The sequence below is a fragment of the Bacteroides cellulolyticus genome (genome assembly GCF_025567135.1).
Classification (GTDB): Bacteria; Bacteroidota; Bacteroidia; order Bacteroidales; family Bacteroidaceae; genus Phocaeicola; species Phocaeicola cellulolyticus.
In genome coordinates, this window is record NZ_JAOQJJ010000001.1 from 245,411 (window position 1) to 259,358 (window position 13,948).

12 protein-coding genes are annotated in these 13,948 nt (G+C 32.7%); all 12 read right to left on the reverse strand.

Going from position 1 to position 13,948, the window contains the following annotated elements:
• Positions 1 to 3: 3 nt before the first annotated feature.
• Entirely contained in the window at positions 4 to 1,275 is a 1,272-nt protein-coding gene (locus OCV82_RS01030) for a glycosyltransferase family 4 protein (RefSeq protein WP_154042684.1), read from the reverse strand.
• Positions 1,272 to 1,874 carry an acyltransferase gene (locus OCV82_RS01035; RefSeq protein ID WP_154042685.1) on the reverse strand — a complete coding sequence of 201 codons (603 nt, stop codon included), beginning with the start codon at positions 1,872 to 1,874 and terminating at the stop codon, positions 1,272 to 1,274. The genes OCV82_RS01030 and OCV82_RS01035 overlap by 4 nt, the downstream gene beginning before the upstream one ends.
• The gene (locus tag OCV82_RS01040) at positions 1,871 to 2,887 is read right to left on the reverse strand and encodes a polysialyltransferase family glycosyltransferase (protein ID WP_154042686.1); all 1,017 of its coding nucleotides are present in this window, start codon (positions 2,885 to 2,887) and stop codon (positions 1,871 to 1,873) included. The genes OCV82_RS01035 and OCV82_RS01040 overlap by 4 nt, the downstream gene beginning before the upstream one ends.
• A 41-nt stretch (positions 2,888 to 2,928) precedes the next feature.
• On the reverse strand, positions 2,929 to 3,621 hold the full coding sequence (locus OCV82_RS01045) for an acylneuraminate cytidylyltransferase family protein (protein ID WP_154042687.1): 693 nt from the start codon (positions 3,619 to 3,621) through the stop codon (positions 2,929 to 2,931).
• Between the two features lie 46 nt (positions 3,622 to 3,667).
• A complete protein-coding gene (locus OCV82_RS01050; RefSeq protein ID WP_154042688.1) occupies positions 3,668 to 4,483 on the reverse strand; it encodes a hypothetical protein in 816 nt (271 codons plus the stop codon).
• A gap of 470 nt (positions 4,484 to 4,953) precedes the next feature.
• Positions 4,954 to 5,970, reverse strand: coding sequence for a polysaccharide pyruvyl transferase family protein (locus OCV82_RS01055; RefSeq protein ID WP_154042689.1), 1,017 nt, complete (start codon positions 5,968 to 5,970; stop codon positions 4,954 to 4,956).
• A complete protein-coding gene (locus tag OCV82_RS01060; RefSeq protein WP_154042690.1) occupies positions 5,967 to 7,496 on the reverse strand; it encodes a lipopolysaccharide biosynthesis protein in 1,530 nt (509 codons plus the stop codon). Before OCV82_RS01060 ends, OCV82_RS01055 begins: the two co-directional genes overlap by 4 nt.
• 50 nt (positions 7,497 to 7,546) lie before the next feature.
• Positions 7,547 to 8,344, reverse strand: coding sequence for a hypothetical protein (locus OCV82_RS01065; RefSeq protein WP_154042691.1), 798 nt, complete (start codon positions 8,342 to 8,344; stop codon positions 7,547 to 7,549).
• A complete protein-coding gene (locus OCV82_RS01070; protein ID WP_154042692.1) occupies positions 8,334 to 9,626 on the reverse strand; it encodes an AAA family ATPase in 1,293 nt (430 codons plus the stop codon). The genes OCV82_RS01065 and OCV82_RS01070 overlap by 11 nt, the downstream gene beginning before the upstream one ends.
• Positions 9,627 to 9,687: 61 nt before the next feature.
• Positions 9,688 to 10,215 carry a hypothetical protein gene (locus tag OCV82_RS01075; RefSeq protein ID WP_154042693.1) on the reverse strand — a complete coding sequence of 176 codons (528 nt, stop codon included), beginning with the start codon at positions 10,213 to 10,215 and terminating at the stop codon, positions 9,688 to 9,690.
• A 4-nt stretch (positions 10,216 to 10,219) separates the two neighbouring features.
• Positions 10,220 to 11,377 carry an ATP-binding protein gene (locus OCV82_RS01080; RefSeq protein ID WP_154042694.1) on the reverse strand — a complete coding sequence of 386 codons (1,158 nt, stop codon included), beginning with the start codon at positions 11,375 to 11,377 and terminating at the stop codon, positions 10,220 to 10,222.
• Between the two features lie 24 nt (positions 11,378 to 11,401).
• Positions 11,402 to 13,828, reverse strand: a complete 2,427-nt coding sequence (locus tag OCV82_RS01085; protein ID WP_154042695.1) for a GumC family protein — start codon at positions 13,826 to 13,828, stop codon at positions 11,402 to 11,404.
• Between the last annotated feature and the right edge of the window lie 120 nt (positions 13,829 to 13,948).

Genomic DNA, 13,948 nt, shown 5'->3' on the forward strand with positions numbered 1-13,948 from the left:
ATGTTATTTGGCCTTAAAATCAAAAATAATATTTTTATAACCATCAATTACTTCTTCAACTATTTTATTCTTATCATGTCGTAATGAAGCACGTTTATAAGCATTGTTTGCATATTCTTTTGCTAAATCAGGATGCTGGATTAAATTTATTATAGACCCCGATAATATATATGGATCACCATCCTGATATAATATTCCTTCCTTTTCATGTTCTAAAATTGAACATGTTCCACCAGCAAAAGATGCAATAACTGGCATTCCTACTAACATCGCTTCACATACGGAATTAGGAGAGTTCTCTATATGAGATACATGTACATAAATATCTGAATCAATTAATATTTTAGAAATCTCATTAGCAATAATTCTGCCATGAAAAACGATATTACAATGAGTGGATTTTATATTTGTTATACTTTCGCAAATTTTGACCCATTTGGAATCACTAGAATAACCAATTATATGCCATTCAAAGTCTATGTTGCTATACTGTTTTAATATTCTAGCTGATTTTAATACAGTTTCAAATCCTTTATAAATACCACCACTTATTGTACTGACAATCTTTATTTTTTTATTAGAAACAAAACCTTTCCAATGACAAGAATAAAATTCCGGACGTAATATCTCATTTACAATGTAATACTTACGTCGTGGATTTAATGCTAAAGTACAGTATTTATCCCATATTGTACGACCAAATATATATTTGGCATTATTTAAATATATTTTCTCTCTTTCAGCTTTATAACAAAAAGATTCATAAATTCTTTTTATTCCTTCTCCTTTTACTATATCAATAAATTTGTCTTTTTTATATGCAATGTTTTGTGGAATTCCAGAGAAATATTTCTCTTTTATTGGACCGATTAACCCTTGAATAGAAAATACTACTGGAATATTATTTGTAGTGTTATGTACTATTCCCAATAAACCTTCTGTGCCATGTACATGGATAACTTCTGGTTTTACAATATTTATACATTTCTGAATTTGTGGAAATGCAATCTTTTCTAATGTAGTTTCACTACGTCTTACCTGTAAAAGTCTGAACAATTTATATTTGCTTTGGTCTATACAAATAGGATAGTAATGTACCCCCTCAAATAAAAAATTTTCTTCTTTATTTTTTGATAAATAAGCTACATGTAATTCTATATCTTTTCTTTTTTTAAATTCATCTTCAAGAGAAATTAACCATCCACCTGCAATGGTTTTACCCGAATATCTCCTAACACTACCACATGGTGTAGCTGCCAACCATAATATTTTCATATTTCGTCTATTTTCTTTATGATTTTACATGGATTCCCTGCTGCAACACTATTAGAAGGAATATCTTTAGTTACTACACTTCCAGCTCCAATTACAGAATTGGCGCCTATATGTACTCCTTTTAAAACAATAACTTCATATCCTAACCATACATTATCCTCTATCACAATATCTCTAGGTTGACCAACACGTGAATCATCTAAATGAAAATCGCCATCAAAAATAGTACAATTTCCACCAATCCTTACATTATCACCTATTTTAATATTCTTAAAACATGCAATTATGCAACCGCTCATTCTAACATTATTACCTATCTTTAAACAAGCACCTTTTCTGTTAGTCTGTATTGTGCATGGACGTTTTACTAAGTTTGATTCTTTAACAATACTTACTGCTGAAAAATTATCCCCAATTGTTATTTCCGTAGAATATGCTTTTTTGAAAAAACAATGTCCCCTAAACTTTGGATTTTTCCCGAGTTTAATACCCCAATAATAAGCTCTTAAAACATTGATACTTCCTAAATAGATTTGTATCTTACGCTTATAATCAAATGCTCTAATTCTTAATTTAGAGAATATGTTTTTGGCAATCATATATCACTAAAACTATTAATAAATACTATTTTATTATTAGAAAGTTCATTTAAAAATTGTCTCCAATGTTCAGCTAATCGTTTATCTGTAATTGAACATAAATCTAAAACTGAATAAGACGGTATAATTTGAGAAGTTCCACAAAGTGCGGTTGACACAAATCCTATTGCTATATTAAATTCATTGTAATCTATGAATTCTGAAGGAATGAAATTAGGAATAATATCATCTGCTAAATGTTCTATTTCCTTACAAAGACCTATTCTTGGGTGTCCTTTTAAAATTATTGCGTAACCTTTCTTATGAAGTTCACTAATAATAGTTTTATTTACTGATATAAAATCATTACTATCTTGAAATTTATTTCTATATGGCTCAGTAAAAAATATAGCTGTATATTTAGAATTGGTATGAGGCTTATACGAATATTTTTGTATTATGCTTTTTTCTTCAGTATCACTTAATTTTTTTTTTATGGTATGTCTTAAATTCTGTGGGTTAAAACCTAATATTGAATGAGCGCCACAATTGTAATATTCTAGTTTTGTTCCACAAAAACATTGTTTTATAAACTTTTCTAATTTTCTCTTTATAGAGACTTTAAAAGATGCTTTGTTGGTACCCTTATAACACCATACTTCACTATCTTTTTTATCCCTATAAGTGAAAGTTGTTGATAAAGGAAATTGTTTGAAATGGCAATATGAAAAGAAATCGTATCTTGACGAATAGAAAACATCAACATTGTCTATTTTTAATTTATCTACGTTTTCTTTGATTTGCTTCCTGAATGCTATCCATGTAAAAGGATTTAAAGCATCAAATCTATAATCATTACTCCATCTGACAAAATTAGCTTCAAGTCCTATGTATTGGAAAAACTCATTATAACTATTAGTGTCGCGGCTTACTATTGTAATATCTTTATATCTATTTTTTATTTCTTCATAAAAACATAATATATTAGGAATTTCAACAGGTGCTTGACATACTAAAATTGCATTCTTAGCCATACTCTTTCTTCCTATTTTCTAAAATGTATTGTAAAAATTAATCAATCTAATAAATCTTTCTTTTCAAGTATCAACTTATTATAGATTTGCTCAGCAACATAAAAGTCTAGAGGAGTATCAATATCTATAGCTTCTATATCAGAAGTTACAATAAACTGAGGATGTTTTCCTATAATATTCCTATTTTTTATAAGATTCTCCCTTGAAGTTACTGTTGCTCCAAAATTTAAAGCTAAAATGTTGGGAAGATTCTGTGAATTCGGAGCGTTGAGTGGATCATAGTTTATTGGTCTTCCATCTAACCACATAAATTCTTTTATAGAACTCACTGTAGCAATACAGTCAATATTACTTTCATTATTTAAAAAAGCTTTTATACATTTAGATATAGTATCAGGTTTTATAAATGGAGAAGTACATGGAGCATAAACAAAAATATCTGTATCAGTTACTTGACCTAAATGTTGGAAAAATTCACTACCTGAACATTGAGAAGATGCATAATACTCTTCTCTTTTATGATAAGTTACTTTTGTGTTACAATATTTATTCTTTACAATTTCGATAGCTTTCTCCGAATCTGTATTTACAATAATAGAATCAAGTTCTGGAACATTTAGTAACATCTCAATTTTATTTTCCATTAATGTTGTATTTGCAAAATTACGAAGATTCTTGTCTTTTACACGTTGTGATCCAACTCTTATTGGGATTACTGCTGTTATTCTTTTCATATATATATTTAGTTAATAAAATAGTTGATTATTTTTGGCTAGTATATTACTGTATTACTTTCCTAATATATATCTTTAGTTCATTATCATTCATATTTCTAAAATATGGTGACTGACAAAATGCTACTAAAAACCAAGATGAAATATACATAATAGAAAAACTTTGAAAGTTCTCAACCCAGGAATAAAAATAAAAAAATGATAGGAAAATAGCTATACCACTAACATACTTATTTTTACTCTTATATAATCCATTATAAATAATACTTGACCACATAATAGTATATATTAAAACATATACAATACCTCCCCATGTAAAGATATTATGGATACCTACCTCTGAATGCCTTTCTTTAGAAGAAATATCAGTTGCTGTTTTATTATATAGGTTTGATAATTCTTGGTATTCAGATTCATATCCACGCCCTATACCTCTACCAAATAGGATATAATTATTGTTGATAGCTGATGTTATAACTTCATAATACAACTGGGTTCTTGTGTCTACCATGCTTTCTTCTTTTAAATCTGTTTCTAGGTATTTGTCAGTCTCAAAAATATTAAATGTACCTGATACCCCTAAACTTAAGAAAAAGAAAGGTAATATAATCATTAACCATGCAAGATGCCTTAGGAAACTTAGTTTTTTGTAGAAAAGTATTACTAAAGAAGTTATTAAACAAAATATCGTTAAAATAGCATTGCTTCTTGCATCATAGTTATATCCTAAAATAATAATACTTATTGCAAGTCCAAGATATAATAATTTGTATTTATAATTTAGAACTCCAATAAAAATAATAGCAAAATAAATAGGTCTTAATAAGAAACCATATATACCACCAATACTTTCATTTTTCATGAAAGGGAAAATAAACAATACTATTATAGGACTTATTTTTATTACAAAATGTAATATATTGTAAAACCAAAAAGGTTTAATTATTACATACACTAAAGAGCAACTAAACATAGATATTATATATAAAAAAATATCTATGAAATCATATTTAGTAATACCTGAAGTATTTACAATTAAAGAATATATTGAAAGGAAAAATGTATATATAAAGAATATATTAAATAATCGTAATCCCTCTGAGTAATATCCTTTTTTTAAATTCTTATTAATAAATAATAAGAATAAGAAAGAAGTGAAAATAAGAATTTTTTGTATAAATGATACTGTTAAGCTATTATAAACAGGGTTAGAAGATAACCATGCAGAACAACTATGTATAGCTAACAATATGTAGGCTATATAAAAAAACTTTATAACGATTTTCGAATTACTCATTAATTAAATATAATATTGAATATTTCTAAGTTTTCTTATTTTGTGAAATTATATGCTCTTTTAATTAGTTTATCGGCATATTCTTTCCAAGTATTTTTATTTTTAGGGAAATTTTCAATCGAAATTTTATCATTGAATGTGAAATCTTTTATAAATCCTTTACTTCCCAATCTTATTATATTAAACAACTCTTCCAATCCTCCTAATCTACACTTGCTAGCTTCAGATTGTTCAGAATTATATATGTATATAACAGGTGTTTCTAAACCTAAACAAGGTAAAGCACAATGTATTCTTGAAGTTACTACTAATGCTGCTTTTGAATATTTTTTTACTAATTCTTCTGCTACTGATAATCGTTCTTCATCATTTTGTAGGTTTTCTTTATAAAATCTATTTTGTTGAGAAATATATTCTGCCTCTAATAATGTCTTTTTAGTGAAAATTTTTTTATACTGTCTATAAAATAATGAGACAGATATTTTTTTTTGAATTCCCGTGTTATTTGTATGGAACTTCTTAGCAATGTGATTAATAGTTCTCCAATGAAAAGTAATATAAAACAAATTATAAAGTTTAGAACTTAAACTATTTTTTTTTATGAAGAAAGGATCTACAAAATAGCATTTTTTTTCTTTTTCTTCTGATTTATATTTGTGACCGAGGGTTAATGTCATACACGCAGAAAAATAGGCGTTTACTCCTCTTTCCTGCAAAATATTCATTGTATTCAAGTCACGACACCCAATCGGTTCATTTTTTTTAAAATAATCAATACTTTCATCGGATAACATTAAATCTTTTGTCAAAGAGTTAATATGGAAAGCAACAAATAAAGGATTAATCTTTTCAGATGGTGGCCACTGATTAGGATTATGCATATACCAACCATTCATTATAATTTTACACTCATCCCCATTATATTCTTTAAGCAGTTCTCTTTGAATAAAACCATCAACTTTAGGTAAGAATTGTGAAGATGCTAATGCTTGTATATAATCTCCGATATTGACTTGTTTTTCTGTGCTTACTGATAATAATTTGTATTTCATTTTTTCAACTTGTTTTGTATGATTTTTATTAAAAATGCTTTCTCTTCATGATCTAAAGCAAATATGTAAATAATAAATATCTCATATATTACAATGATAAATGACTGTATTATGAATGTCACATGAGTTGAGTACAAGGAGATATTTATTATTAACATATATATCGGTAATATAATTAAAACTGTGGTAATAATTACTGGCAGTATGACTCTTTTAAAATAGGACTTGATATCAAATTTTATTAATTTGGCTAAAAAATAAAGTCTTGTATATAATCCCAATATATATATAAAATTTCTTGCTAAGAAAAATATTTCAACATCTTGATTGTAATAACCCAATATTAATGATACAGGAATATTTAATAATAGTACGATACTAATGATAATTTGGTATGTCCTAATTTTACCTGTTGCAAAAATAGTTACCCATAATGGTCCTGAAAGGCATTCAATTAAAGCTCCAAGAATAATTAATCTGCATATATTGGGAGTGTGCTCCGGATATTCTGATAACCATAATTCTAATATATATTCTAGATTAAAAATAATTGGAATAGATATTAATAATAGTATCAAATAAGATAATTTGGATGATTTACAAATTAAATCTAATTGTCTAGCTTTGTCATTTTGAGCTTCAGATTTTACTAATTGAGGGTTTAATGCCTGTTGAAAACCTGTAACAAAATGTGTTATTGCTGCGTTAACCTGATTCGCTATTCCTATTGCCGCATTTACAGTTACTCCATAAAAAATATTTATTATAACATTCATACCTTGGTGTAAACCTAAATTGGCTGTGCTACCGAACAATGTCCATCCAGAAAAAGAAATAATGGTTTTATATAAAATAATATCTTTGACCTTAATTATTTTAATTTCAGGAAACTTATTTTTATTGAATAATATAAACCAAGCGGTTATGATTGTTATTACACAAAACATTAAAGCTGAATATACTAATAGCTTATCCATAGGTAAAACAATTAATAAAAAAACAATAGCTAGTTTCAATACAACTTCTACTATACCTGTATATGCATAAAAAGACATCTTTTCATGGGCAATAATACTTGCCTGATATGGTATTCTTATAATATTAGAAATACATCCTAGAATAGAGAATTGATATACCCAGTTTACTATGCCCATTCTGTAACTAGGCAAATTCATATGGGTATTTAAGAACCATAATCCTATTGTTTCTGCCAGAATGAATATTATTATAGATATGGATATGTGTATGAATAAACAAGCACTGAATACTTTCGATATATTGCCTTCAGGTTTACCTAATTCATAAGATAAGTGTCTTTGTGTGCCTGTTGACATAGCAGAATTGATAAATGTAAATAATACAACAACTCCACCTACTATATTATATATACCAAAATCTTCTACACCTAATGTTTTAAGTACCACTCTTGATGTATATAAACTTACTACCATAGTAAGCAACATACGGAAGTACATAAATAGCGTATTTTTTGCTATTTTCTTATTATTTTCTGTTTGTGTTGACATTTTAATATTAATCAGTTAAGATTGAGTGTTATCCTTTAATTGATATTTATTTAAATTTTTCTTGCCGAATTCAATACCCCTTCATAATCGGAAATCATACCCTCAATGTACCATTCGGCTTCTTCATTATCAAAATGATGTTCATCAAGAATATTTTTCAAGCTCGATATTACTGCATTGCATATAGACTCGGTTTCATTAAAATTATAACGGTCTTTATAGTTTCTTGCTTCCTGAAGCCATTTGTCGCTAATCTTTATTAAGCAATTGATGTCTTTGATACCTGATTCTATTTCACTGCATATCCGGTCTGGAGAGTTGACAGGACAGTAGGGCAGAAGTTCTGCATCTTGAACAAAACTGTTAAACTCTTCTACCGTCTGGCTGTGCCATTTGTCTTTATATCCGTTTTCTATAGCCAGATTGTTTATCTTGCGTCTTGATTCTTCTATTATCGTATCATCGAATATGAAATAATCATTCGGGTCTATACTTATTTCCATTCCTAGCAGTTCTCTGGAATGTGAGGACTTACGGCGTAATTCAGTTCCGCTAAGATTTTTTGAACTCTTATAGTCCAATCTTAATTCAACCAATAATAGTCTTTTACTTACCCTTCTGTTGTTTTGATAGTTGCATATACCTATGGCTGCGTCCATCGTATTATTAGGAGAACCTGACTTTGCAGCTCTTTCGTATGTGTCAAGGTCTATACATACAATCTTGTCGTTGAATCCGCCTGACTTGTAGTCACGTATGCTGACTTCATTGAGCTTTAAGCCATAACCTTTACTGTAGGCACTATGTGACAACAGTATGGCATTGTCGAAAACGGTATTACTCTCCATATTCCTTTATTCTTGACAATGCGATATTGAACGATCGGAATATATCGGATATATCCGTTCCTAAAGGCTTGTAGGAATATTGCCATGAATCGTTTTCTTTAACTGCTAGATAGAAGTTGGTCTTGTCTTCCACTTCTTCTTTCCTTGCTATGGATGATATGGCTGAAACCATGTCGGGGTTATGGCTGGCAATCATGATATTTACACCCAGTTTCTTATGGATTGTTACCAACACACGGGCAAATTCCACTATCCACTGTGGATGCAGATGGGCTTCAGGCTCGTCTATCAGCAAGAGCGTTTCGCTGTCAAGATATCCGTTCTGCAACAGTAACAACAGATAGGCAAAGGCGTTCAGACCGGTTGCTGCCTTTTCTAGGGTTATATCCAGTCCGTCCCTGCGGACATATCTTATTTCCTTATTCTGGAATATGTTTTCCTTAATTGAGAATGTTCCGTCTATTACTTTTTTTATGTAGAAAATGATTCTCTGCTCCTCGGAAGTAGGCTTCCTGCTCTCGTTTATCATCATATCCTGCAATGATGTCCACGAAATGCTCCGTATATCCTTATGCCCCAATGCCATAGGGGTGTCTATGTATATGGCCTTCTTGAGATTATATGGATAATTAAAAGTGTCTCCTTTCAATATGTCATTTCCCGATTCGGACAGCTGTAGGGATGGAATGTCTTTTCTTGATTCATTATATTTCCTGCAAATAAAATCGAACAACTCCCTTTGGGGATGAACAAGTTTAATATTCTTTGAAATATCAGACATTGATTTTATTCCCGATATGTATTTTCTGTAGAAAGCGGTTATCGCATCTTCGTTTTCTTCATCATTTGAAGAATAGGGTAAATTAAGAAAAGAGAAAACACGTTCCTTCTCACTTCGCGGTATATCTTTATTTCCGTTCCATATCAAAAGATCTGTATAGTATCTTCGCAGGATTTTCGTGTATATATCCGTGAATCTGTCTATGCTTAAATCCTCTTTACGCAAATCATCTAACCTTAACAACGGTTCAGAATGGATATCTGTAATGGATGTTCTTTTTAAGTCAAGCAAGTTGTAATAAAAACGGCTGATAAAATCATCAGTAACCAATTTATCAAACTGATTGATGGTATTTACAAGGTAATAGAGCCACCGTGAAAGCGTACTTTTGCCGCATCCGTTAGGACCTGCAAGAACAGTGATACCGTCGAGTCTTAACCGGGCTTTATTTATTGCCTGATAGTTGTCTAAACTGTATATATAGCTTTGATGATTATTCATTATGATATGCTATTGATATTTAATGGAAATACATAGATTGGTATGACCTGATTAAAAACATTCAGAACAGACTTTTCAATTGCTCTATATCAGCTTTATACTGTTGCTCTGACAAATATTTCAGAACTTTTTTGAGAGTCTTGATCTCGTAATTCTCCTTAATAGCTTCAAACAATTCCTTAAACCTTCTGTCATCGTTTGATGTTACTGATTTTGAGACTTTAGTAAAATCTTTTAGCTTTGAAGGTAAATCATAAATTTCAGGATTGACTTTCTGCTCCGTTGCACAATCTAAAATGAATTTATCTATTGCAGGTTTTACAGTTATAAGATATTGATGTACTGATTTATGTTTCATGACTGTCAGATGTTTGGTTTCGGCAACAGTATTACAATCCTTTATATAACCTAATTCAACTTTATCCTTGTCTATTATACCAATTGCAAACTTATCTGCAAATTTATTTTTAAGTAAACCTACAACCTTTGTACAACTATGCTGGTGGTTTACACCTGCCTTTACCAGATATTCTATCAAGTTTGTATCAACATAACACTCCGGCATTATGTACGGCTTTCTGTCTTTCATAAAATTAAAGGTATAATTCAAAATTGAAAAAGATATCTACACCATTACCATACATTTCTTTTATTTCTGAATCCTTCAACTGTCTGACTGAATATGTAGAAGTCGTTTTATCTGTACAGTGAGTGAAAAATACATTTAAACCTTTGGGAGCTTGTTTTATCAGTTCGTCTAATATGTACGGACTGTGAGTGGCAATAAATAATGTATCGTTATGTTTTTTTATTGCTTCGACCAACCATTTTATGAACTGACATTGGGTGGGGGGGAATAAATTGTTCTCCGGTTCTTCCAAATAGATGTCGCTATGATCTGTTTTAAAATAGTTTTCATAGACTGTCATAAACTTGTTGGCTTCATCAACATCGGAAAATCCATAATCATAACCGCCAACTTTAAATGTCACTAAATTATCATCTGTCTTATCTTTCCTGTATAAAGAGCCGTATATCAAGGATAGAAGATTCTTTCGCTCTTCTGCCTGTTCATACGAAATCTTTACGTTATTGTCGCCATACTGTCCGTTGGTTATATAATCAAGGTGAACATACATCGGTAATAATGACTGGATGCCGCTTGAACCTTCCTTAAGCTTTAAAGGCCTGCCGTTTACAAGAACTATTTTGTCTGAATTGGAGGCACTGTCGTAAACATATGAAATTCCTAAATTCAATAGGTTATTCTCTATTTTCAAGAACTTACGGGCCTTGTCCCAGTTTGCCATGAACTCAACCATGTTCTTGTCAAGCGGGATAGAGCTCCAAACCGGAATTGACGCCACAAGATTCCTGTCGGCAGGAATATATGTTACTTTGGGACGTTTATATTTCCAGCGGGAAGACTTCCATTTCATTGTAAACTTTTTAACGGAATGGTCATAAAGGAACTTTAAATGGCCGGTCTCATACTCGATGTAGGTATTATCTTGTATATAGTTTGATATATCGTAATATCCTGCCATAGAATCAATGAATGATGTTCCTTCCTCAAATTCTTTAGTACTTTGAGACAGTTCTATTCTTTTTTCAACATACGAACAATAACATGCTACTTTAAGAATACAACTCTTGCCGGAACTTTGCAAACCGGTTATAATATTTATTTGACCTAATTCAAGCATCGCATCTTGTATAGGGCCAAATTTTCTTATTATTAAGCGTTTCATTGTCAACTAAATGTGTTTCGTGTTTTAGTCCTTACCATAGCCATAGCCGTAGCCATAGCCGTACTTCTTGCCATAGCCGTATTTGCCGTATTTGCCGTACTTGCCATAGCCGTAGTAGTAACCGTTGCGGCGCTTGTCCATATCTATACCGTTGATAATGGTACAGAGGTTAGGGAGCTTGTTTTCTGACTTAAGCTCGTTGATAAGGGCATAGTCGCTCTTGTGGGTATAGTCGGCACGGCATACGTAGATGCTGACGTCTGCAACACGGGAAATAAGCTGGGTGTCGGTCACTATACCGATAGGGGCTGTGTCAAGAATTACATAATCAAAATTCTGTTTTAAGATTTCTATAGCCTTGTCAAGTGTATCGCGTGCAACAAGCTCCGTAGGATTCGGAGGTACTGTTCCGCCGGGAAGGATATAGAGATTGTCGCTTAAATCGCTTTTCTGACATAATGACAATAAATCTGTATCGGAAGGAGATGCCAGATAGTGAGTGATACCTTGTATCTTGCTTGAGATATTGAAAACACGGTTCAAGCCCGGCTTACGGATGTCCATTCCTACAATAACTGTCTTCTTACCCATAAAGGCAAATGATGTGGCAAGATTACCTGCTATAAAACTCTTACCTTCACCGGGACCGGTGGATGTGATAAGAACAACTTTCTGATCTTCTCGGAGCATATACTGTACATTGGTACGGACGCTTCGGAACACTTCTTCCATAAGGTCATTGCGGTTTTCGCGGATTACGATTGCTCCCTCGCTGCGTAGAGGTGTCTCTGGAACATCGCCTACAATTGTTATATCAGTAATCTTTTCAACATCGGCACGGCCTTCTATCTTGAAGCGGAGCATACGGATAAGCCACAGGCAGCCAACAGGAATTGCTATTCCTAATACGAAAGCTATCATGTATATCTGCTTGGATTTCGGTCCTGTCTGTCCACCATATAATGGTTCTTCGATAATACGGCCGTTATTTGCCACTGATGCAAGGGTAATGGCATTTTCCTCACGCTTTTGGAGGAGCATAAGATAGAGGTTTGCCTTGATTTCCTGTTGGCGTGAGATGCTGATAAGTTCCTTTTCCTGAATAGGGGCGTTACTGATACGTGACTCGTATTTTCCTGCTTCAATATCAAGGTTGCTGCGTGTGATAAGGAGTCCCTTGTGTACGCTTTCTACTGTAGTGAGAACACTATTGCGTGTGGCAGCCAGAGAAATATCAAGATTTGCCACCGCAGGGTTTTCTTCGCTTGATGTACGGAGAAGACGCTTACGCTCTATCAGCATTTCGTTATATTGGGTGATAACAGTTGTAAGTGTTGCATCGGTAATTCCTACATTAGCTGGGATAACCTCGTAACGGTTTGCCGGATTGTCAATATACTGACGGAGAAATTCCACAAGACGGAGCTGAGTGGCGTTTTCGGCACGGCGTGCATTATATTCATTGCTTCCTTGAAGTGCAATTTGTGCATCGCTGCTTATATCGGTAAGTCCGGCTTTCTGCTTGTATTCGGCAAGTTCCTTTTCTGTTGTACCAAGTTCCTTATTAATTATTTCAATACGGGCATTGATAAATTCTGCTGTACGGCTTGCCACTTCGTTCTTGTCATCGTTGGCATCACTATTGTACAGACTGACAAGGGTGTTGATAAAATCGATTCCACGACTGACATTTACATCAGAATAGCTAAGGGCTATGATTGATGTTGTCTTGCTGGTTGGTTCAGCTGTAAGACGTGACTTGAATCCGGCTGCAGTAGCGGTAGGAGAGGTTATGACTGCCTCTATTGTACGTGGTGCCTTAACAATGGCTGTTGCAGTATCCATAGGAGCGGTAAAGCTTACAGTTCCGGCAGGAGTAATCAACAATGCTGGCATACGGTCGAAAGAGCGTGTCTCTTCGACTTCCTCACCGTTATAGCGGTAGAGAGCCGTTACACTGAATGTGCTGTCTGGAGTCAAGCTTATACTGAGACGCATTGCTCCCTGAAGGCGTTCGGCTTCTTCAGGTGCCATCCATACCTTTACAGGACTATTCTTATATAGTGTAAGAGGATAGCCGAATGTCTGCTTCTCGCTATAGTTAATATTCAGACTGAGGGTATTTACTACCTTCTTTATCAGTGTGCGTGACTGGATAATCTCTACCTCATTGTCGAAATTGCTTGCCATTGACATCATTCCCAGATCCTGCATTGCTGCGAATGTGGATGCGGCACTGCTGTTTTTGGTCTTGTCGCCCTGTTTGATAAGGACCGTAGCATTTACATTATATACAGGTGACTGATAGCGGAGATAGATATATGCACCAATCATACATGCAATCAAGAATGCTAGTATGTATGGCCAGTGTATGAGATACTCCATTATAATGGCTTGCCAGTTGATTGGCTTTTCGTTTTCTTCTTCGAAGTAGTTATTTTGATTCTCCATGTAATTTAATTAAGAGTTAAGAATTAATAATTAAAAATTAGGGGACGAGTTGACAAGTTGACGAGGTTGCCGTGCGGATGTAAGCAGCGAGCGGCAAAGCCAAACCTTGTTAACTGGTAA